The sequence below is a fragment of the Agromyces indicus genome, assembly GCF_031432295.1.
Taxonomy (GTDB): domain Bacteria; phylum Actinomycetota; class Actinomycetes; order Actinomycetales; family Microbacteriaceae; genus Agromyces; species Agromyces indicus.
The window spans coordinates 301,780-321,563 of sequence record NZ_JAVKGS010000003.1; the positions used below are offsets into that span (position 1 = coordinate 301,780).

Annotated in this window: 21 protein-coding genes and 3 tRNA genes; 7 read left to right on the forward strand and 17 right to left on the reverse strand. The window is 71.8% G+C overall.

What is annotated here, in order from left to right:
• Positions 1 to 34: 34 nt before the first annotated feature.
• From panC to tilS, 12 genes are all read right to left on the reverse strand, one after another.
• A complete protein-coding gene (gene panC / locus RH861_RS11250; RefSeq protein WP_374760987.1) occupies positions 35 to 853 on the reverse strand; it encodes a pantoate--beta-alanine ligase in 819 nt (272 codons plus the stop codon).
• 86 nt (positions 854 to 939) lie between these two features.
• Positions 940 to 1,704, reverse strand: a complete 765-nt coding sequence (locus tag RH861_RS11255; RefSeq protein WP_067946601.1) for a Rossmann-like and DUF2520 domain-containing protein — start codon at positions 1,702 to 1,704, stop codon at positions 940 to 942.
• Complete coding sequence (locus RH861_RS11260) at positions 1,694 to 3,289, reverse strand: PH domain-containing protein (RefSeq protein ID WP_310521033.1); 1,596 nt, start codon at positions 3,287 to 3,289, stop codon at positions 1,694 to 1,696. Before RH861_RS11260 ends, RH861_RS11255 begins: the two co-directional genes overlap by 11 nt.
• A gap of 23 nt (positions 3,290 to 3,312) precedes the next feature.
• A complete protein-coding gene (locus tag RH861_RS11265; RefSeq protein ID WP_310521034.1) occupies positions 3,313 to 3,810 on the reverse strand; it encodes a PH domain-containing protein in 498 nt (165 codons plus the stop codon).
• A gap of 148 nt (positions 3,811 to 3,958) precedes the next feature.
• Positions 3,959 to 4,426: a DUF3180 domain-containing protein gene (locus RH861_RS11270; RefSeq protein WP_067949114.1), complete on the reverse strand. Its 468-nt coding sequence runs from the start codon at positions 4,424 to 4,426 to the stop codon at positions 3,959 to 3,961.
• Positions 4,423 to 4,908: a 2-amino-4-hydroxy-6-hydroxymethyldihydropteridine diphosphokinase gene (gene folK, locus RH861_RS11275; RefSeq protein ID WP_310521035.1), complete on the reverse strand. Its 486-nt coding sequence runs from the start codon at positions 4,906 to 4,908 to the stop codon at positions 4,423 to 4,425. The genes RH861_RS11270 and folK overlap by 4 nt, the downstream gene beginning before the upstream one ends.
• Entirely contained in the window at positions 4,905 to 5,276 is a 372-nt protein-coding gene (gene folB / locus RH861_RS11280) for a dihydroneopterin aldolase (RefSeq protein ID WP_197467011.1), read from the reverse strand. The genes folK and folB overlap by 4 nt, the downstream gene beginning before the upstream one ends.
• Positions 5,269 to 6,060 (reverse strand): dihydropteroate synthase, encoded by a 792-nt coding sequence (gene folP, locus RH861_RS11285; RefSeq protein ID WP_067949116.1) that lies wholly within the window; start codon positions 6,058 to 6,060, stop codon positions 5,269 to 5,271. The genes folB and folP overlap by 8 nt, the downstream gene beginning before the upstream one ends.
• Positions 6,061 to 6,070: 10 nt before the next feature.
• Positions 6,071 to 6,667: a GTP cyclohydrolase I gene (gene folE, locus RH861_RS11290; protein WP_310521036.1), complete on the reverse strand. Its 597-nt coding sequence runs from the start codon at positions 6,665 to 6,667 to the stop codon at positions 6,071 to 6,073.
• Positions 6,668 to 6,694: 27 nt separating this feature from the next.
• Entirely contained in the window at positions 6,695 to 8,710 is a 2,016-nt protein-coding gene (gene ftsH, locus RH861_RS11295) for an ATP-dependent zinc metalloprotease FtsH (RefSeq protein ID WP_067949107.1), read from the reverse strand.
• 112 nt (positions 8,711 to 8,822) lie between these two features.
• Entirely contained in the window at positions 8,823 to 9,374 is a 552-nt protein-coding gene (gene hpt, locus RH861_RS11300) for a hypoxanthine phosphoribosyltransferase (protein WP_067949105.1), read from the reverse strand.
• A gap of 52 nt (positions 9,375 to 9,426) precedes the next feature.
• The gene (tilS, locus tag RH861_RS11305) at positions 9,427 to 10,425 is read right to left on the reverse strand and encodes a tRNA lysidine(34) synthetase TilS (RefSeq protein WP_310521038.1); all 999 of its coding nucleotides are present in this window, start codon (positions 10,423 to 10,425) and stop codon (positions 9,427 to 9,429) included.
• 63 nt (positions 10,426 to 10,488) lie between these two features.
• Between tilS and ppa the strand changes: the two genes are divergently transcribed.
• Complete coding sequence (gene ppa, locus RH861_RS11310; protein WP_067944879.1) at positions 10,489 to 10,974, forward strand: inorganic diphosphatase; 486 nt, start codon at positions 10,489 to 10,491, stop codon at positions 10,972 to 10,974.
• Positions 10,975 to 11,075: 101 nt separating this feature from the next.
• On the opposite strand, the gene RH861_RS11315 is transcribed toward ppa, so the two are convergent.
• Complete coding sequence (locus tag RH861_RS11315; protein WP_310521039.1) at positions 11,076 to 12,395, reverse strand: M23 family metallopeptidase; 1,320 nt, start codon at positions 12,393 to 12,395, stop codon at positions 11,076 to 11,078.
• A gap of 199 nt (positions 12,396 to 12,594) precedes the next feature.
• Here RH861_RS11315 and RH861_RS11320 point away from each other — a divergent pair.
• The 5 genes from RH861_RS11320 (at position 12,595) to RH861_RS11340 (ending at position 13,835) form a co-directional block, all read left to right on the forward strand.
• Positions 12,595 to 12,667 (forward strand) — tRNA-Glu (locus RH861_RS11320).
• A 38-nt stretch (positions 12,668 to 12,705) separates the two neighbouring features.
• Positions 12,706 to 12,779 (forward strand) — tRNA-Asp (locus tag RH861_RS11325).
• 88 nt (positions 12,780 to 12,867) lie between these two features.
• A tRNA-Phe gene (locus RH861_RS11330) sits at positions 12,868 to 12,940 on the forward strand.
• A gap of 166 nt (positions 12,941 to 13,106) precedes the next feature.
• Positions 13,107 to 13,382, forward strand: a complete 276-nt coding sequence (locus RH861_RS11335) for a hypothetical protein (protein WP_310521040.1) — start codon at positions 13,107 to 13,109, stop codon at positions 13,380 to 13,382.
• Between the two features lie 108 nt (positions 13,383 to 13,490).
• Positions 13,491 to 13,835 (forward strand): DUF7882 family protein, encoded by a 345-nt coding sequence (locus RH861_RS11340; protein WP_310521041.1) that lies wholly within the window; start codon positions 13,491 to 13,493, stop codon positions 13,833 to 13,835.
• Positions 13,836 to 13,847: 12 nt separating this feature from the next.
• Here RH861_RS11340 and RH861_RS11345 read toward each other — a convergent pair whose 3' ends face one another.
• Positions 13,848 to 14,168: a hypothetical protein gene (locus RH861_RS11345; RefSeq protein WP_310521042.1), complete on the reverse strand. Its 321-nt coding sequence runs from the start codon at positions 14,166 to 14,168 to the stop codon at positions 13,848 to 13,850.
• Positions 14,169 to 14,327: 159 nt separating this feature from the next.
• Here RH861_RS11345 and RH861_RS11350 point away from each other — a divergent pair, with 159 nt between their 5' ends.
• On the forward strand, positions 14,328 to 14,744 hold the full coding sequence (locus RH861_RS11350; protein ID WP_310521043.1) for a DUF7882 family protein: 417 nt from the start codon (positions 14,328 to 14,330) through the stop codon (positions 14,742 to 14,744).
• Between the two features lie 28 nt (positions 14,745 to 14,772).
• Here RH861_RS11350 and RH861_RS11355 read toward each other — a convergent pair whose 3' ends face one another.
• The 3 genes from RH861_RS11355 to ctaD are packed head-to-tail and all read right to left on the reverse strand — an operon-like array spanning position 14,773 to position 19,563.
• Entirely contained in the window at positions 14,773 to 16,554 is a 1,782-nt protein-coding gene (locus tag RH861_RS11355) for an N-acetylglutaminylglutamine amidotransferase (protein ID WP_310521044.1), read from the reverse strand.
• Complete coding sequence (locus tag RH861_RS11360; RefSeq protein ID WP_310521045.1) at positions 16,535 to 17,797, reverse strand: carboxylate-amine ligase; 1,263 nt, start codon at positions 17,795 to 17,797, stop codon at positions 16,535 to 16,537. The genes RH861_RS11355 and RH861_RS11360 overlap by 20 nt, the downstream gene beginning before the upstream one ends.
• Positions 17,794 to 19,563, reverse strand: a complete 1,770-nt coding sequence (gene ctaD, locus RH861_RS11365) for an aa3-type cytochrome oxidase subunit I (RefSeq protein ID WP_310521046.1) — start codon at positions 19,561 to 19,563, stop codon at positions 17,794 to 17,796. Before ctaD ends, RH861_RS11360 begins: the two co-directional genes overlap by 4 nt.
• Between the last annotated feature and the right edge of the window lie 221 nt (positions 19,564 to 19,784).

The following is a 19,784-nucleotide window of genomic DNA, read 5'->3' on the forward strand; positions in this document are numbered from 1 at the left end:
GCCGAGCCTGACCGGTGCCCGGATGCTGCGGCGTTCAGCCCAGCGAGATGACCGCGTTGTCGATGAGCCGCGTCGAGCCCACGCGCGCCGCGACGAGCACGAGCGCCTCGCCGCGCGCCTCCTCCCCGACGGGGAGGAACGTGTCGGGGTCCACGACCACCAGGTAGTCGAGCTCGACGCCGTCGTGGTCACCGAACGCGGCCGCCGCCTCGGCGAGCACCTCGTCGAGCCCCTCGGCGCCCACGGCCTCGGCTGCGGCGAGCGACTCCGACAGCAGCAGCGCCGCGCGGCGCTGGTCGCCCTCGAGGTACCGGTTGCGACTCGACATCGCCAGCCCGTCGGGCTCGCGCACGGTCGGCACCACCTCGATCGCGAGCGGCACGTCGAGCTCGCGCACCATCCGGCGCACCAGGAACACCTGCTGGGCGTCCTTCTGACCGAACACCGCGTGGTCGGGACGGACGATGTTGAACAGCTTCGCGACGACGGTGAGCATGCCGTCGAAGTGCCCGGGGCGGGAGGCGCCCTCGTACAGCTCTCCGATGCGGCCGGCCGTCACGCGCGTCTCGACGGCCCCCTCGGGGTACATCTCGTCGGGCGATGGCGCGAAGACGAGCTCGACGCCGTGCGCGCCGAGCGCGGCGAGGTCGGCCTCGAGCGTGCGCGGGTACCGGTCGAGGTCCTCCCCCGCGCCGAACTGGAGCGGGTTCACGAAGATCGACACCACGACGACGTCGGCGACCTCGCGGGCGCGGCGCACAAGCGCGAGATGCCCGTCGTGGAGCGCGCCCATCGTCGGCACGAGCGCCACGCGGCGCCCGGCGGCGCGGTGCGCGTCGACCTCGTCGCGGATCCCGGCGACCGTGTCGACCACCCGAGGTGCGACGACGACGGATGCCGCCGTGCCACCCGCCCGGCCCCCGCCGACCCTGCGCTCGCTCACCTGTCACCTCCGGACGGCCGTGCGTCGTCGGCCCCGTCGATCGTAGTCGCCCCGCCGTCGACCGTCGGACCGGGGTCGTGCCGCGCGAGCGCGTTCTCGACCGAGCTGCGCACGAGCGACGCGAGCACGGAGCCCGCCCGCGCCACGCCGATCCCCTCGAGGATGCCGGCCGCCTGGTCGACGATCGCGCTCGAGAACGAGACGGCGGTGTCCACCGCGTCCGCGTACGCGCCGCGGTCCTCCTCGGCCACGACGAACGGCTCCCCGCCCATCTCGACCGCGAGCGCCTGGGCGATCGGCAGCACCGGCGCCGGCGCCGTCACCGCGAACCACGTGCCGGCCAACCGCGTCAGGTCGATGCTCGTGCCCGTGAACGTCATGGCCGGGTGGATCGCCAGCGGGATGGCCCCGGAGCGCAGCGCGGGGGCGAGCACGTCGACGCCGTAGCGCGCGGCCGTGTGGAGGACGAGCTGACCCGGGCGCCAGGCTCCCGCCGCGGCGAGGCCCTCGACGAGGGGCGCCAGTTCGTCGGCGGGCACCGCAAGCAGCACGAGTTCGCTGCGCTCGATGATCTCGGGGATGGGCAGGACGGGGACGTCGGGCAGCATCGCCGCAGCGCGCTCGCGGCTCGCGTCGGACACGGCGGAGATGCCGGTGAGCGCGTGGCCGGCGCCTGCGAGCGCCGAGGCGAGTACCGCGCCGACCCGGCCGGCCCCGATCGTGCCGACGCCGAGGCGGCCCGCCCGTCGGTCAGCGACCATCGGCGGTCACCCCCCAGCGGTCGGTGCGGTCCCGGAGGGCGCGCGCGACGGATTCGGCGGCGAGCGCCTCGAACGCGGCATCCGCATCGGCCCGGTCGAGCGCGGGCACCTCGGCGGTCACGGGCCCCATCACGGTGTGGATGCGCAGCGAGGCGACGCGGAGGGCGCGCCGGACGGGACCCGCCGCGATCGCCACCGACTGCATGCGCGCGAGCGGCACGAGCACGGCGCTGCGGACGAGCAGTCCGCGTCGGAGCAGCGCGAGCCCGCCGTGCACGGCGACCCCGATCCGGCGCCACGACAACGGCCGGATCCAGGCGGCCCGTCCCGGCGCGACGAGGAAGCCCGCGGTCCGCCCGGAGCCGGTCATGCCGGCGAGCAGCAGGTGGTCGAGCGTCGGATCGGCATCCGGCACGAACAGCCCCACCACCCGGCGGACGTCGTCGATGGTGCCGACGGGGAGCACCAGGGTGCGCTGGATCCCGTCGTTGCCGGCGGCGAGCGACTGCCCGGCGACGTTGATGCGGATGCTCCACCAGCCGAACGGACGCCAGAGCAGCCACTGGGTCGCCTCGATCGCGTGGACCCGCCCCGGCGGGATCGTCTGGTTCGCGGTCGACAGCAGGCCCGAGCCGATGCGCACGCCGTCGGCCGTGCCGGCGATCGAGTAGCGGAGGGACTTCGTGATGCGCGACCACAGGTAGCTGATCAGGCCGATGGCCGCGGGCACGAACGTGAACAGCACCCATGGCGCGCCGCTGACCACACCCGTGGTGATCACCACGACGAGCACGGCGAACCAGATCATCGAGCCGCCGAGGAGCGCCGACGCGATCACGCGCGGCAGCGGCAGCCGGACGATGGACTCCGGCGGTGCGAGCGACGGGTCGAGCTCGGGCGCGCGGAACTCGTCGACGCGGCGGCCGACGAGCTGGCCGGCGCGGGCTGCGAGCGTGCCCGGCTCCCCGGCCTCCGCCTCGACGTCGGTCGCGGGGTCGGACCCGGTCGCCCCGACGCCCCGCGCCCCGGAGGCGAGGCGCAGCAGGTCGGCCCGGAGCCGTTCCGCCTGCGCCGAGCCGAGATACGCGAGGTCGACGTTGCCCGACTGCCCGGCCACCGACACGTCGAGCTTCGCGGTGCCGAACAGCCGCGCGAAGAGCGGTCGGTTGAGGTTGATGCCCTGCACGCGGTCGAGCCGGGCGCTGCGGTGCGAGCGGAACAGGATGCCGCTGCGGACCTCGAGCGCCTCGGAGGTCACGCGGAAAGTGTGCATGCGCCACGCGAGGTGGAATCCGGCGATCACGAGGACGATGACGACCGCGAGGGCCACGAGCGCCCAGCCGATGAGCCCGTTGACCACGATCCCGCCGATCGGGTCCTCGGCCCAGTCGCCGCTCCATCCGGCGGAGGGCTCGAACCGGTCATCGGGCGCGACGGGCGCGAACAGCAGCAGGAAGACCTCGACGACGCGTTCGCGCAGGTTGGCGATCACGAATCCGAGCACGGCGAGGAAGACGAGTCCACCGCGGAGGAGCGGACTCGCCGGGTGCAGGCGGTGCCACTCGCCGTCGGCGAGGTCGCGCACCGGCGTCCTGGGGCCGGTCCCGGTCACAGCCCCGCCCGGCGCGTCTCGGCGAGGGCGACGAGTTCGTCGCGCAGCCGCTCCGCCTCCTCGAGCGGCAGGCCGGGCAGCGTGACGGCGGTCGCGGCGGCGGCCGTGACGAACTTCAGGTCGGCGAGGCCCAGGGCACGCGAGACCGGACCGCGCGTGATGTCGACGAGCTGCATGCGGCCGTAGGGCACCGCCACCTGCCGCTGGAACATGATGCCGCGCCGGAAGACCAGGTCGTCGGCGCGGAGCCGGTACCCGATCGAACGCACCCGGCGCGGTTCGAGCGCGATGGCGACGAGCGCGATCGCACCGATCGCGGCCGCGGCCCACCACAGGACGGGCAGGTCGAGCCAGGTTCCCGCGATGAGGAGCACGGCGACGGTGATGCCCGAGCCGATCACCGACCCCACGACCTCGACGACGACGTGCTTGGGCGAGACGCGTCGCCAGTCGGAGTCGATCTCGCGGGGCGCGGCCGGCGGCGCGGGCGGCATGGGTGGCGGTGCGGGCGGCATCGCCGGGGATGAGGGCGGCATCGCCGGGGGCGCGAGTTCTGGCGCCGCCGGGGCGGGCGCCGGCGGCCCTGGCACCGCCGGAGGACGCTCGTCCGCCTCGGCCGGTCCGGTCATCGGCTGGTCGTGGTCAGGCACGCGCGGCGCCCTCCTCATCGGGCTCGTCGGGCGGGATGGTGCAGAAGTGCTCGGCGACCAGGCCGGCGGCGAGCAGCAGCGCGGCGCCGGCGGCCGTCGCCACGGCCGTCCACACGGTGGATGCCGCGGGCAGGACGCTGCGCGTCAGGAGGAACGCCGTGATGCCGACGCCGGCGCCCAGCACCAGCGCCCCGGTGATGCTGCTCGCCTTGGCGAGGACCGCGGTGCGCGCGGCCCGGAAGGGATCGATCCGGCGCGTGGCGGTGCCGCGCACCGCCTGACGGATCGGCCAGGCGAACGCCAGCACGAGCGCTCCGACGCCGACCAGGGTGATCGCGAGCGACAACGGCGGGACGACGGCCTGCGCGCCGGCGCTGACCAGTGCCAGCTCGACGAGGTACCCCACGGCGAGGCCGACGAAGCCGAACGCGACGAGGGTCGAGGCGTGCGTGCGCTTCATCGCCGCACCACCTCGTCGGTGGCCGCCGCACGGAGGTCGGCGACGCGCCCGCGCCCGGCGATCTCGGCGTCGGGCTGGACGTCGAGCCACGGCTGCAGGACGAACGCGCGCTCCCAGGCGCGGGGATGCGGGAGCTCGAGCCGCTCGTCGGCGATCCGGAGGCCGTCGACGTCGATGAGGTCGAGGTCGAGCGTGCGGTCGCCCCAGCGCTCGTCGCGGGTGCGGCCGTGCTCGTGCTCGATGCGCTGCAGGAGGTCGAGGAGCGCGTGCGGCTCGAGGTCGGTCTCGAGGACGACCACGCCGTTGAGGTAGCGGGGCGCGTCGCGGTCGACGCCGTCGAGCTTCACCGCCGGGGTCTCGTAGACCGGTGAGACCGCGACCAGGCGCATGCCCGGCGCGTCGGCGAGCTCGCGCACCGCGGCGCCGATGGTCGCCTCGCGGTCGCCGAGGTTCGCCCCGAACGCGACGACGGCCCGGCTCATGCGCGACTCCGCACGACCGTGACGGCGACGTCGTCGAACGGCACCTCGATCGGCGCCTGCGGCTTGTGGACGGTGACCGTCGCCTCCTCGACGCCGGCGAAGCCGAGCGCCACGCCGGCGACGCGCTCGGCGACCGTCTCGATGAGGTCGACGGGGTCGCGCTCGACGGCCCGCGCGACCGCCACCGCGAGTTCGCCGTAGTGCACGGTGCGCGCGAGGTCGTCGCCGGATGCCGCGGCCGCGAGGTCGACGGCGACCGAGACGTCGATGACGAACTCCTGCCCCTGCTCGCGCTCGAAGTCGAACACCCCGTGGTGCGCGCGCACGCGGATGCCGGTCACTGCGATCCGATCGCGCGAGTCAGCCACGTCGTCCACTCTGCCATGCACGGGCGACGTCGAGCGCGACGCGCGTGGAGCGCACGTCGTGCACGCGCACGCCCCAGGCGCCGGCCTGCGCGGACAGGGCACTCACCACGGCCGTCGGCAGGTCGCGGTCCTCGACCGGCGCGCCCTCCGGGAGCAGTGCGCCGAGGAACCGCTTCCGCGAGGCGCCGACGAGCAGCGGCAGCCCGAGCCCGGCCAGGACGTCGAGGCGGGCGAGGAGCTCCCAATTGTGCTCGGCGCGCTTGGCGAACCCGAGGCCCGGGTCCAGGATCAGCCGGTCGGGCGCGACGCCCGCGGCGACGAGCGCGTCGACGCGCGCCGCGAGCTCGTCCCGGACCTCGGCCGCGACGTCCGCGTACCGGGCGAGTTCGTCCATCCGGTCCGAGTGGCCGCGCCAGTGCATGGCCACGTACCGGGCGCCGCTCTCGGCGGCGATGCGGGCCATGGCCTCGTCGGCGAGTCCCGCCGACACGTCGTTGATGATCTCGGCCCCCGCCTCGACCGCCGCGGCGGCGGTGGTCGCACGCATGGTGTCGACGCTCACGCGGAGCCCCCGGCCCGCGAGCTCGCGGATCACCGGGACCACGCGGCGCAGCTCCTCCTCGGGCTCGACGCGCGCGGCGCCGGGGCGCGTGGACTCCCCGCCGACGTCGAGGAGGTCGGCGCCCGCCTCGGCCAGCTCGAGCGCGTGCGCGATCGCCGCGTCGGCGTCGAACCAGCGCCCGCCGTCGCTGAAGGAGTCGGGGGTGACGTTGACGACCCCCATGATGAGCGTCTCAGTCACCGCGGCCCGATCCGATGAGCGCGATGACCTCGGCGCGCGCGGCCGGTTCGGCGAGGGCCCCGCGGCTCGCGACCGTGACCGTCGAGCTGTGCTCCTGCCTGGCGCCGCGGGCGGTGACGCAGCCGTGCTCGGCGTCGAGGACGACGAGGACGCCGCGGGGCCGGAGCCCGGCGTCGAGCGCGTCGGCGATCTGCTCCGTCAGGCGCTCCTGCACCTGCGGGCGGCTCGCGATCGTGTCGACGACGGCCGGGATCCGGCTGAGGCCCACGATCTTCTCGCCGGGCAGGTACGCCACGTGCGCGACGCCGGTGAACGGCAGCAGGTGGTGCTCGCACATGGACCGGAAGCCGAGGTCGCGGAGCACGACGACGTCGGAATCGGCCGGCTCACCGGCATCCGTCGACCCCGTCGGGACCGAGTCGGCGAGGTGCCGCTGCGGATCGCCGCCGACCCCGCTGAAGAACTCGGCGTACGCCTCGGCGACGCGACGCGGCGTGCGCTCGAGCCCGGGCCGGTCGGGGTCCTCGCCGATCGCGAGGAGCAGCTCGCGGACCGCGCGTTCGACGCGGCCCGTGTCGACGCCCGTCATGGCACCCTCCTCACGCGCCGGCGGCGGCTAGGCCGTCGCGGGACGCGGCTTCGTGCTCGGCGTGCGCGACGCCTTGGCCTCCTCGACCGGGGCGCCCGAGTCGACGCCGCCGTCCACGGCGCCCTGGTCGATCGGCGCCTTCTGGTGCGGGAACCGGATCGGCGGGCGGTCGGAGACCGGTCGGTTCTCGCTCGAGAGCCACAGCGGCCGCGGCGGCAGCTTCTTCACGTTCGCGAAGATCTCGGCGATCTGGTTGTGGTCGAGCGTCTCGTGCTCGAGCAGCGCCTCGGCGAGGCGGTCGAGGATGTCGCGGTTGTCGTTGAGCACCTGCCACGCCTCATCGTGCGCCTGCTCGATGAGCGCGCGCACCTCGGCGTCGACGCGCTCGGCGATCTCCTCCGAGTAGTCGCGCTGGTGGCCCATGTCGCGGCCGAGGAACACCTCGCCCTGCGACTGCCCGAGCTTCACGGCGCCGACGGTCGCGCTCATGCCGTACTCGGTGACCATCTTGCGGGCCGTGGCGGTGGCCTTCTCGATGTCGTTCGAGGCGCCCGTCGACGGGTCGTGGAACACGATCTCCTCGGCGACGCGACCGCCCATGGCGTACGTGAGCTGGTCGAGCAGCTCGTTGCGCGTCACGGAGTACTTGTCCTCCAGCGGCAGCACCATCGTGTAGCCGAGCGCGCGGCCGCGGGGCAGGATCGTGATCTTCGTGACGGGGTCGGTGTAGTTCATCGCCGCCGCCGCGAGCGCGTGGCCGCCCTCGTGGTACGCCGTGATGAGCTTCTCCTTGTCCTTCATCACGCGCGAGCGGCGCTGCGGACCGGCGATGACGCGGTCGACGGCCTCGTCGAGGGCGCGGTCGTCGATGAGCTGCGCGTTGGAGCGTGCGGTGAGCAGCGCGGCCTCGTTGAGGACGTTCGCGAGGTCGGCGCCCGTGAAGCCGGGGGTCTTGCGCGCGAGCACCTCGAGGTCGACGCCCTTGGCCAGCGGCTTGCCCTTGGCGTGCACCTCGAGGATCTTGTGGCGGCCCTTGAGGTCGGGGGCATCGACGCCGATCTGGCGGTCGAAGCGGCCGGGGCGCAGCAGCGCCGGGTCGAGGATGTCGGGGCGGTTCGTCGCCGCGATGAGGATGACGTTGGTCTTCGGGTCGAAGCCGTCCATCTCGACGAGCAGCTGGTTCAGCGTCTGCTCGCGCTCGTCGTGTCCGCCGCCGAGACCGGCGCCGCGGTGGCGGCCGACCGCGTCGATCTCGTCGACGAAGATGATGGCCGGCGCGTTCTGCTTGGCCTGGTCGAAGAGGTCGCGCACGCGGCTGGCGCCGACGCCGACGAACATCTCGACGAAGTCCGAACCGGAGATCGAGTAGAAGGGCACGCCCGCCTCGCCGGCGACCGCGCGCGCGAGGAGCGTCTTGCCGGTTCCGGGCGGGCCGTAGAGCAGCACGCCCTTGGGAATGCGGGCGCCGACGGCCTGGAACTTGGCCGGGTCCTTGAGGAAGTCCTTGATCTCGTGGAGTTCCTCGATGGCCTCCTCGGCGCCGGCGACGTCGTCGAAGGTGACCTTCGGGCTCTCCTTGGAGACGAGCTTGGCCTTGGACTTGCCGAACTGCATGACGCGGTTCCCGCCGCCCTGCATGCCCGAGAGGATGATCCAGAAGAAGAGGCCGATGAGCACGAGCGGCAGCAGGATGCCGAGCATCGAGAGGAACCAGCTGGGCTGCGGGACCTCGTCGTCGAACCCGTTCTCGGGGTCGGCGCGGTCGACCGCGGCCAGCACGTCCTCGCCGCGGGGCGTGACGTAGTAGAACTGCACCTGGGTGCCGAGGTCCTCCTCGGCCTCGGCGAGGGTGAGGTCGACGCGGTTCTCGCCGTCGACGATCTTCACCTCCTGGACCTTGCCCTCGTCGAGCAGCTCCAGGCCCTGCTGGGTGGAGACCTCACGGAAGCCCGACTGGGTGATGAGGCTCGACCCGATCCAGACCGCCACGATGGCCAGCAGGATGTAGATGACCGGCCCGCGCAGGATCTTCTTCATGTTCATGGTGGTGCAAGGCTACCGGTTGGTCACTGGGCGCGATCCGTGTGTTCGCTGTGGGCGCGCAGCGCCCGAAGCGGACCATTCGCGCTGCCGCTGAGGGCGCGCAGCGCCCGGATCAGCTGTAGACGTGCGGCGCGAGGATGGCGACGTCGCGCAGGTTGCGGTACTGCTCGGCGTAGTCGAGGCCGTAGCCGACGACGAACTGGTTGGGGATGTCGAACCCGAGGTACTTGACGTCGACCTCGACCTTGGCGGCATCCGGCTTGCGCAGCAGCGCGCAGATCTCGATGGAGGCGGCGCCGCGCGAGCGGAGGTTGCCGAGCAGCCAGCTGAGGGTGAGGCCGGAGTCGATGATGTCCTCGACGATGAGCACGTCGCGGCCGGAGAGGTCGCTGTCGAGGTCCTTCAGGATCTTCACGACGCCGGAGGACTGGGTGCCCGCGCCGTACGAGGAGACGGCCATCCAGTCCATGGTGACGTGCGAGCGCAGTTCGCGGGCGAGGTCGGCCATGACCATGACCGCGCCCTTCAGCACGCCGACGAGGAGGAGGTCGCGGCCGGCGTAGTCGGCTTCGATGCGCCGGGCGAGCTCGGCCAGCTTGTCGCGGATCTGCTGCTCGGTGACCAGCACCTCGGTCAGGTCGGCTTCGATCTCGCGCGAATCCATTCCCGGCTCCTCCTGTTGCTCCTGGGCGAAACGGATGCCACGAGCCTAGTCGTCAGCGCGCGGTGAACTCGATGCGCCCGCCCGCCCGGGAGGCCCGGCAGCCGGGCAGGTCGATGGGGCCCTGTCCGTGCCAGTCGGTGACGAGCCGGGCGACCTCGAGGGTCTGCCGCCGCGTGAGGGCGACGCCGAACTCGCTCGCGACGACGTGGCGGATGATGCGCTGGCGGAGCGCGGCGGGGTTGGCGGCGAGGACGGCCGCGCTCACGGCGATGCCGGCCTCGGCGGGTTCGCAGATCTCCTCGATGAACTCGTCGATCTGCTCGGCGAACGCCTGCTCGTCCTCGCGGAGCTGTTCGGCGGTGCGGGCGAGCGCCTCGGCGACGCCGGGGCCGAGCTCGGCCTCGAGCACGGGCAGCACGCGCTCCCGGACGCGCACTCGGGCGTAGGCGCTGTCGGCGTTGTGCGGGTCGTCCCACGGCACGAGGCCCGCGTCGCGGCACGCCTGCCGGGTGTCGGCACGGCGGATGCCGAGCAGCGGCCGTGCGTACCGGCCGTTGCGCGGCGCCATTCCGGCGAGGCTGGCCGCGCCCGACCCTCGGGCGAGCCCGAGCAGGACCGTCTCGGCCTGGTCGTCGAGGGTGTGGCCGAGCAGCACGAGTTCCGCGCCCGCCTCGCGGGCGGCGGCGTCGAGGGCGGCGTACCGGGCGGCGCGCGCGGCGCCCTCCGGGCCGTCGCCGCCGGGGGCGGCGGTCGCGTCGACGCGTCGCACGAGCACCGGGTCGAGCCCGAGGTCGCGGGCGACGGATGCCGCGCCATCCGCCTGCTCGGACGACCCCGCCTGCAGGCCGTGGTCGACGACGACGGCCCCGGCGCGCCATCCGGCCCGCGGCGCCTCGAATGCGGCGGCCGCGGCGAGCGCGAGGGAGTCGGCCCCGCCCGACAGGGCGACGAGCAGGAGCGGCGCGTCCTCCCGCCGCTCCAGCACCCGGCGCACCGCGCGTCGCACGTCGGCGATCGGCGGCGTCAGCCGTGGTCGTCGCTCGGAGGCCATCACGTAACCTTATTCCGGCCATCCGGGCGCGGGCCGCGCCATCCGCCACACGAGGAGAACAGCATGGGCGAGTACGCCGCCGTCATCGAGATCCCCAAGGGGAGCCGCAACAAGTACGAGGTCGACCACGAGACCGGCCGGGTCTTCCTCGACCGCGTGCTCTACACGAACTTCGTCTACCCGACCGACTACGGCTTCTTCGAGAACACCCTGGGCGACGACGGCGACCCGCTGGACGTGCTCGTGCTCACCCAGTACCCGCTGTTCCCGGGCGTGGGCGTGAAGGTCCGTCCCGTGGGCGTGTTCCACATGACCGACGACGGCGGCGGCGACGCGAAGGTCATCGCGGTGCCCGCGGGCGACCCCCGCTGGAACCACATCCAGGACGTCGACTCGATCCCCGAGTACACGAAGAAGGAGATCGAGCACTTCTTCGAGCACTACAAGGACCTCGAGCCCGGCAAGTGGGTCAAGACCGAGGGCTGGGCCGACGCGGCCGAGGCCGAGTCGCTCATCGCCAAGGCGATCGAGGCGTACCCGGGCCACTGAGCACCGAGCGGATGCCGCGGCATCCGCTGCACGCACGAGGGGGCGAGCCGATTCGGCTCGCCCCCTCGTCGCGTCCCCGAGTCGCCTCGGTGTGCCGTGCCTCAGCCGAGGTAGACGCCGCGCGCGGCCATGAAGGGCTGCGGGTCGATGCGACTCCAGCCGCTGTAGACCTCGAAGTGCAGATGGCATCCGGTCGACGCGCCGGTGGTGCCGCTCGACGCGATCACCTGGCCCGAGGAGACCCACTGTCCGTAGCCGACAAAGAGGCCGCCGGGCCGGATGTGGGCGTACCCGGTGGAGATCCCGCCGCCGTGGTCGATCTTGATGAAGTTGCCGTAGCTGCCCGAGTAGCCCGAGAAGACCACGCGGCCGCTCGTCGCGGCGTAGATGGGCGCAGAGCAGCCCGTGGCGATGTCGGTCGCGTAGTGGAACGGGTTCGTGCAGTACCCGCCGCTGCAGATCACCTGACGCGGGCCGTACACGCCGGAGATGTAGCCGTAGGCGGGCTTCGACCAGCCGGAGCCGCCGCCGCCACCGCCTCCGCCGCCGCCACCACCGGCCGAGGCGGCGGGCGCCGCCTCGCGCTTGCGGCGCTCCTCCTCGGCCTTGCGGCGCCGCTCCTCCTCTTCCTTGCGCTTCCGCTCGCCCTCCTCGTACGCGGCGGTCGTCTTCGCCTCGGTGTCGCGGAGGAACTTCAGCTGCTGGTCGAGCTCGATCTTCTTCGACTCGGACTCGGCGAGCGCCGTCTCGGCCGCGGCCTGGGCGGCCTGCGCTGCGACGAGGGCCTTCTCGGCGGCGATGCGGAGCTTCTCGCGTTCGGCGCGGGCCACCTCGGCCTGGTCCGCGAGGGACTGCGCCGTATTGCCGGCCTCCTTGGCCTGCGCGTAGATGTCGCCGGTGCGCTCCACCAGCTTCTCCATCGAACCGAGGCGGGCGAGCAGTTCGTCGGTGCGCCGGGCGTCGCCGGCGTCGATGAGCATGTTGACGCCGAGGTCGGTGCTGCCCGTGCGGTAGAGCTGCGCGGCGACCTGCCCCGCGCTGCGCTCCGCCGCCTCCGCTTCGGCGGCGGCCGCGTCGGCCTGCGACTGGATCTCCTCGGCCCGGCGGGCGGCGTCGTCGTACTCCTGCTGGGCGACGAGGAGCTCCTCGGTCCGCCGCTCGGCCTCGGCGCGGGCGACGGCCACGTTCTCCTCGAGCTGCGCGATGAGGGCGATGATCTGGTCCACGGCCCTGGCGGCGGCGCGCGTGTCGGCCTTCGCCTTCTGCAGTTCCTGCCAGGTCGGGTAGTCGGCGGCAGAGGCGGGCACGGGGTCGGCCACCACGCCACCGGTCGCGGCGAACATGAGCACGATGGCCGCCGCGACGGCGCGCAGCCTCGACCCGGCGCGGCCGGGTGCTCGGCGCTCTGCGTCTCGCGACATGATCCCCTCATCCGCGCGGCCCGTTCAGGACCCGCGCTCGTGTCGTCCGTGCGGGCAGTGGCCATGTCACCGTAGGCGCGCCGGGGGTCGCCTCCGGGGATTTCGGCCCCGCGTGGCGCGGTTCGGCGGCTCGTTTTGGAATCTGGCCGCCGAATGCGTATGCTGTCTTCTCGGCGGTCATGCCCCGGTATGACACTCCGGCCCCATCGTTTAGCGGCCTAGGACACCGCCCTTTCACGGCGGCAGCACGGGTTCGAATCCCGTTGGGGTCACCCTGCGATGGGTTTACAATTGAACAGCTTCTTTACGAGGCCCTGTGGCGCAGTTGGTTAGCGTGCCGCCCTGTCACGGCGGAGGTCGCGGGTTCAAGTCCCGTCAGGGTCGCTCAGGCGACAAGCCCTTTCCCTTTCGAGAGAAGGGGCTTTCTCCTTATCGAGGCACCGGTTCCCGATTCGTCGGGCGGATGCCGCGAGGCTCTGTAGCTCAGTTGGTAGAGCGTTCGACTGAAAATCGAAAGGTCACCGGATCGATGCCGGTCGGAGCCACATCGTTAGGAAACCCCCGGTTCGCCGGGGGTTTTCGCGTTTCCGGTGCCGGATGCACCGCACCGCTGGTGCGCAGACTTGCAGTCGGACGGGTGCAGCGTCAAGGGTGTTCTCGAATGCCGGTGCGACGTCGGAGACTAGCCTCGGATGAAGCCGAAGGGACGCCATGCGTGTGATCAGGATCATCGTCGACGGGCGGGAGTACGTCCTCCCGGCCGACCAGGACGTCGCGGGGATCATGACGCGGATCACCGATCAGGTCCGCGCCGGCGGCGGCTTCGTCGAACTCGTCGATGCCCCGGGCCGCACGCTCACCGTCTTGGTGTCGCCGGGAATGAGCCTGGCCATCGAGGTGCGTGCCTCCGAGGAGGCCCTGCGGGCGTCGGATCTCCGCGAGGACCCGGTCGAGCCCTCCTGGTTCGACCCGTTCGACATCACCTGACGCCGAAGCGACTAGCAGACCTGAATGGCGTCCATCAAGCCCGCTGCAGGTCTTGACCGGTGACGGGCCGGTCGCGTTACCGTGATTCAGAGCACGCGGGAGGACCACATGGGCAAGCTGTACTACGGCGACTCGTCGTTCGAGATGGAGGACCGCCTGCTGGCGCATCTCCAGCTCATCATCGGGGTGAAGCTCCGCCGCGGTGAGAACTTCTTCATGAGCTGGCGCGCTGCCGATTCCAGCGGGCTCGGCCGGCACGCGGTCTGGGTCGACAACGGCGTGCCGATCCACTGCGAGTACGACGCCTCCGTGCCGGTGGAGCTCAACATGGCCTGGGCCGAGCGCCTCGCCGATCTCGCGTCCAAGGGCGGCGGCCTCATCATCCAGGCCGAGGACGTCCCCCTGGGCGTGGAGGAGGTCGACCAGTCGGCACACTCCATCAACGCGAGCTGAGCCGCGGGGAGCTCAGTAGTCGTCGTACTCCTCCTCGTCGACGTCGCCGACGACCGCGATGTTGCGGAGTTTCCTGGTCTCCGCGGCCATGTACGCGACCAGCTCGTCGTCGACCAGTTCCTCGTGCTCGCCGGGCTCCTCATCCGAGATGAGCTCGCTCGCCGGGCCGATGAGCACCGTGGAGTGCCCGAGCGACCCGTCGGCTCGGCGCGTCGGGATCCGGATGGTCGCGGACTCCCGCACGTCGGCGAGCGCACCGGCGTAGTCGATCAGTGCCTTCGCGATCGCCGACCCCGTGAGCACGGAATCCCCTGCGTAGTAGAGCCGGTCCATGGTGTCCTGCTTACTCCTGTCGCGTCGATTGCACACGGGCTTGACGCCGAGGAAGGCCGGCGCAAGCCACACCCCGACTCGCGTCAGAGGCCGCTCGTCAAGCCCTATCGCCAACGGAATCGACAGACGCACAATGTTGCTAGGGCCAGCTGGGGGGCGGTGAGTACTGATATGGGATGCCTGACGATCGCGGGGCTCGCAACCATCGAACTCGATGACGACCTGACCGCGCACCTGCACGCAGTGCTCGTGGCGAAGTTGCGTCGCAATGAGCCGGTCCTCCTCGAATGGACCGGAACCGGGGAACACGCCCAGCAGGTGTGGGTCCATCCGTCTGCCGGCGTGCTCGCGTCGTACGACCTGCCCCGTCCGCCCGATCTCGACCGGCTCTGGCTCGACCGACTGATGATCGCCGCGAACTCGGTCTCCGGCATCTCGATCGAGGCCGCCGATCTCCACCGGCACACGCGCGTGGTGCCGGCGGCGACCCGCGCCGTCGTGGAGGGCCACGGCACCGCGCCGTCACCGCCGCCTCCGCCGACGCGGGAGTCGGACGAGCACGACACGCGCTCCTGACGCGCCGGCGACACGAGCACGACTCGGTTCACCCGGCTCCGTGCTCCTGCAGCCAGAGTTCCAGGACGACGAAGGGCCACAACGCGTTCCCGCCGACCGGCGTGAAGCAGTCGTTCGGACGGTCGAGCATCCGATCGAGCCACTGTCCGTCCACGGCCGTCCGGATCCGGGCGTGCCGTGGCCGCAGCGCCCGCTCGGCCAACTCGAGCACGGACCCATCGAGGGTCTTGAGCGCGGGTACCGGGAAGTATCCCTTCGGCCGGTCCCACACCTCGGTGGGCAGCATCCGTCGCGCCAGGCGCTTCAGCGGGCCCTTGCCGCCGTCGGCCAGCTTGAGCTCGGGCGGACACGAAGCCATGAGCTCCACGAGTTCGTGGTCGAGGAAGGGGACTCGCGCCTCGAGACCCCAGGCCATGGTCATGCAGTCGAGTCGCTTCACCGGGTCGTCCACCATGAGGAGGTGGGTGTCCAGGCGCAGCACGGCGTCGAGGGCGGTCTCGACGCCGTGCCTGGCGAAATGGGCAACGGCCAGCTCGCGACTGACGTCGTCGCGGGGAATCGCGCCCGTTCGTGTGACTCGCAGGAGGTCGGCATGCCGGTGGTCGAAGAACACGTCCGCGAGCACCTCGATGGCGGCGTCCGTCGACGCCTCGGCCACGGAGGCGTGGTACCCGTAGCCGGCGAAGACCTCGTCCGCTCCCTGCCCGCTCTGGACGACCTTGATGTCGCGGGCGACCGCCTCGGCGAGCAGGAAGAACCCCGGCAGGTCGTGCGACGCCATCGGTTCGGTCATGGCCGCGACCGTCGACTCGACCGTGCTCGCGAGCCCCGCGCTCCCGATCTCCAGACGCGTGTGCTCCGTCGCGAAGCGCTCGGCGACGGCATCGGAGTAGCGGAACTCATCGCCCCGCTCGGCTCCGACGCCCTCGAACCCGATGCTGTAGGTGCGTACGGGATCGCCCGCCGTCTCGGCGAGCAGGGCGACGATCAGGCTGGAATCCAGACCCCCGGAGAGCAGCACGCCGACCGGCACGTCGGCGACCGTGCGTCGCGCGACCGCCGTGCGGAGCGCTGAGGCCACGGCGTCCGTCCACTCCTCGTCCGTCCAGCCCCCGCGCGCGGGATCCCGCTCGTAGGCGGGTTGCCAGTAGCGGCGATCGCGGGACCGTCCGTCCTGCGAGACGACCCGTATCGTCGCGGCCGGCAGCTTCTCCACGCCGGCGAGCACCGTCTGCGGGGCCGGGACGATCGAGTGCCAGGACAGATAGTGGTGCAGGCCGGTCGGGTCGAGCGACGTGTCGATCCCTCCCCCGGCGAGCAGGGCCGGCAGGTGCGACGCGAACCGGAGGCCGTCACCGGTGCGGGCAAGGTACAGCGGCTTGATGCCGAGGCGATCCCGCGCGAGGACCGCCACGCCCCGCCGCCGGTCGACGAGAACGCACGCGAACATCCCGATGAGGTGGTCCACGAACTCCTCGCCCCAGTGCTGGTACGCCCGGAGCACGACCTCGGTGTCGCCGTCCGTCCGGAAGCGGTGATGCGCTGCGAGTTCTCGGCGCAGTTCGCGGTAGTTGTAGATGCAGCCGTTGAAGACGAGCGCGAGTCCGCTCGGCTCATCGACCATCGGCTGGGCGGACTGGTCCGACAGGTCGATGACCGTCAGCCGTCGGTGCCCCAGTGCAGCCCAGCCGTCGTGCCAGAGACCGTCGCCATCGGGCCCGCGTTCCGCCTGCGCGGTCGACATGCGATCGACCCGTTCCGGATCGGCGCGCCCGCCGCCGAAGGCCAGTTCACCCGTGATCCCGCACACGCACACCTCCTGACGGGTTCGCCGGCAGGATGGCGGGCACCTCGGCGATCGGATCGACGATGCCGATCGGACCCGACAGCGTGCCCACGCCGGCGCCTGCATCGCGGGGCTGCGGCTCCTCCGCGACGAGCTCCCGCTCGAGCAGCCTCCGCAGTGCCGGCGCTCCTCCCCGGAGGAACGCCCGGCGCTGCCGTTCGGCCCCGGTGCCGTCCGCGAGGATGCGTTCCGTCCCGTCGACGACCGCGTCGAGGTCGCCGGCCGCGGCGAGGTCGTCGGCAAGGGCGAGCACCAGCCCGCGCACCGCCCCCTCGGCAGGCACGAGCGCGCCGGCGGACGGATCGTACACGGTCTCGCGGAGCCCGTGCCGTGCGGAGTGGAGGATCGCCGCGCTGAGCAGCTCGCCGGGAGGGGCCTCCTGCTCCATCGCCGCCGCCGTCGACTCGAGGGACCGCGTCACGAGCGCACGGCACAGCGCTGCCACGACCAGGGACGACTCCGCGTCGAGCTGTGCATCGGCCATCCGGAACTCGATCGTCGGCAGGTGATCCGACAGGCGCAGATTCCACATGATGAGTGCGCGGTCGAAGGTTCCGCCGACGCCGATGAGCGCGTCGACCCGGCGGTCGTAGTCCTCGGCGTCGGCGAACACCGGCGGGCAGCCCGCGGTGGTCCAGCGCCGCAGCAGCACCGTCCGCCAGCTGTCGTAGCCGCTGTCCCGGCCGCGCCAGAACGGCGAGTTGGCCGCGAACGCGGTGAGCAACGGCATCCACGGCCGGGCGGCGTTCAGGGCCCGGATGCCCGCAGCGCGATCCGGTACGGCGACGTGGATGTGGAGGCCGCTCACCTGGTGATCGGCGATGATCCCGAGCATGTCCTCGGCGATGCGCCCGTATCGGACCACGTCGTCGGTGAGACCAGGGTCCGTCACGCAGTCCGGGGCCGTCCCGACGCCGGCCGCGACCAGTCCGAGACGGCTCGCCGACCGGGCGACGGCGCGCCGGAAGCCGACGAGGGCCGACCGGCCTTCGTCGAGCGAGCTCAGCACGACGGAGGCGTGCTCGATCTGCGAGGCGAGGAACTCGCGGTGCGCCACCGCGGCCCACGGCGTCCTGGCCAGCCGACGCAGCACCGCGGCGCCCGCATCCGCCGGCAGCAAGGTGCCGGGATGCAGGAACTGGAACTCCTCCTCGACGCCGAACGTCCGCATCGCCCGGGGGTCGTTCGCTTCTCCGAGGTGGCTCACCGTGACTCCGTCCCGCGCTCCTCGCCGGCGCGGCTCCGGACCGTGTCGTCCGTCGCCTCCAGCGTGGGTGCGTCGGGCGCGTCCCGCAGATGCGGGCCGCCGATGCCCACCGGGATCCCCGCCTCGGGGTGGTGCACGTCGAACGCCGGCGACTCCGAGCGGATCCGCGGGATCGAGGTGAAGTTGTGCCGCGGCGGCGGGCAACTGGTCGCCCACTCGAGGGAGCGACCGTATCCCCACGGATCGTCGACCGTGACCTTCGGCGCGCGCCGAGCAGTCAGGTACACGTTCGCGAAGAAGGGCAACATCGACACCGCGAGCAGGAACGCGCCCACCGTGGAGAGCTGGTGCATCCATGTGACGCCGTCCTCCGGCAGGTACGAGGCGTACCGCCGCGGCATCCGCACCACGCCCAGCCAGTGGTGGATGAGAAAGGTCATGTGGAACCCGATGAAGAGGATCCAGAAGTGCCACTTGCCCAAGGTCTCGTCGAGCATCGTCCCGGTCCACTTCGGCCACCAGAAGTAGAATCCGGAGAACATCGCGAAGACCACCGTCCCGAACACCACGTAGTGGAAGTGCGCCACGACGAAGTAGGTGTCGTGCACGTGGAAGTCGAGCGGCGGCGACGCGAGGATCACCCCGGTCAGCCCGCCGAAGACGAATGTCACGAGGAACCCGATCACCCACAGCATCGGCGTCTCGAACGTGATCGACCCCCGCCACATGGTGCCGATCCAGTTGAAGATCTTCACGCCCGTGGGGACCGCGATGAGCACCGTCATCAGCGAGAACCACGGCAGCAGGACGCTTCCCGTCGTAAACATGTGGTGCGCCCACACGGACACCGACAACGCGGCGATCGCGATGGTCGCGTAGATGATCGTCTTGTAGCCGAACAGCGGCTTGCGACTGAAGACGGGGACGACCTCGGAGATGATGCCGAAGAACGGCAGCGCGATGACGTAGACCTCGGGGTGCCCGAAGAACCAGAACAGGTGCTGCCACAGGATGGCCCCGCCGGTCTCCGGATCGAAGACGTGCGCCTCGAAGATCCGGTCGGCGGCGAGGGCGAAGAGCGCGGCGGCGAGGATCGGGAAGGCGATCAGGACGAGGATCGAGGTGATCAGGATGTTCCAGCTGAACACGGGCACGCGGAACATCGTCATGCCGGGTGCACGCATGGTGATGATCGTCGTGATGAAGTTCACCGCGCCGAGGATCGTGCCGAATCCGGTGAGCGCCAGGCCGAGCACCCAGAGATCCCCCCCGAGCTCGGGTGAGAACGTCGCCGTCGACAGCGGCGTGTAGGCCGTCCACCCGAACGAGGCCGCTCCCTGCGGTGTCAGGTAGCCGCCCACCGCGATGAGTGAACCGAAGAAGAAGAGCCAGAACGACAGCGCGTTCAGTCGGGGGAACGCGACATCCGGAGCTCCGATCTGCAGCGGCATGATCACGTTGGCGAAGCCGGCGAACAGCGGCGTCGCGAACAGCAGCATCATGATCGTGCCGTGCATCGTGAACAGCTGGTTGTACTGCTCCCTCGTCTGCAGGATCTCGAGGCCGGGCTCGAAGAGCTGCGCGCGGATGATCAACGCCAGCACGCCGCCGAGGCAGAAGTACAGGAAGGATGTCGTGAGGTAGAGGTAGCCGATCACCTTGTGGTCGGTCGACGTGAGGAGGCTCGCGAGCAGGCCGCGCCGTCGCTGCCGGATCGGCCGGCCGGCCGAGGTCGTGAACGTCGGGGCCGATTCGAGGCGGGTCATCACGCCACCTCGGGGTGCGCACGCACGCACGCGGCCTGAAGCATGTCGGGGACGACCCCGAGTCCCGCTGCGCTGAGCGGGCGCCGCCGTTGGTATCGCATCATTCACTCCTCGTCGGACGACGTGCCGTCCGGAGCGCCGTGTTCCATCGAGCGTGACGGGCCCGCTTCGCGGGGATCAGACCCTTGACATACCGGGCGGAACGCGCTCCGTGCGCGCGG

Coding starts and splice junctions, on each gene's coding strand:
- RH861_RS11255 (WP_067946601.1), bottom strand. CDS start 1,704: ATGGTCGCTGACCGACGGGCGGGCCGCCTCGGCGTCGGCACGATCGGG.
- RH861_RS11265 (WP_310521034.1), bottom strand. CDS start 3,810: ATGCCGCCCGCGCCGCCGGCCGCGCCCCGCGAGATCGACTCCGACTGG.
- RH861_RS11270 (WP_067949114.1), bottom strand. CDS start 4,426: ATGAAGCGCACGCACGCCTCGACCCTCGTCGCGTTCGGCTTCGTCGGC.
- folK (WP_310521035.1), bottom strand. CDS start 4,908: ATGAGCCGGGCCGTCGTCGCGTTCGGGGCGAACCTCGGCGACCGCGAG.
- folP (WP_067949116.1), bottom strand. CDS start 6,060: ATGGGGGTCGTCAACGTCACCCCCGACTCCTTCAGCGACGGCGGGCGC.
- folE (WP_310521036.1), bottom strand. CDS start 6,667: ATGACGGGCGTCGACACGGGCCGCGTCGAACGCGCGGTCCGCGAGCTG.
- ftsH (WP_067949107.1), bottom strand. CDS start 8,710: ATGAACATGAAGAAGATCCTGCGCGGGCCGGTCATCTACATCCTGCTG.
- hpt (WP_067949105.1), bottom strand. CDS start 9,374: ATGGATTCGCGCGAGATCGAAGCCGACCTGACCGAGGTGCTGGTCACC.
- tilS (WP_310521038.1), bottom strand. CDS start 10,425: ATGGCCTCCGAGCGACGACCACGGCTGACGCCGCCGATCGCCGACGTG.
- ppa (WP_067944879.1), top strand. CDS start 10,489: ATGGGCGAGTACGCCGCCGTCATCGAGATCCCCAAGGGGAGCCGCAAC.
- RH861_RS11315 (WP_310521039.1), bottom strand. CDS start 12,395: ATGTCGCGAGACGCAGAGCGCCGAGCACCCGGCCGCGCCGGGTCGAGG.
- RH861_RS11335 (WP_310521040.1), top strand. CDS start 13,107: ATGCGTGTGATCAGGATCATCGTCGACGGGCGGGAGTACGTCCTCCCG.
- RH861_RS11340 (WP_310521041.1), top strand. CDS start 13,491: ATGGGCAAGCTGTACTACGGCGACTCGTCGTTCGAGATGGAGGACCGC.
- RH861_RS11345 (WP_310521042.1), bottom strand. CDS start 14,168: ATGGACCGGCTCTACTACGCAGGGGATTCCGTGCTCACGGGGTCGGCG.
- ctaD (WP_310521046.1), bottom strand. CDS start 19,563: ATGACCCGCCTCGAATCGGCCCCGACGTTCACGACCTCGGCCGGCCGG.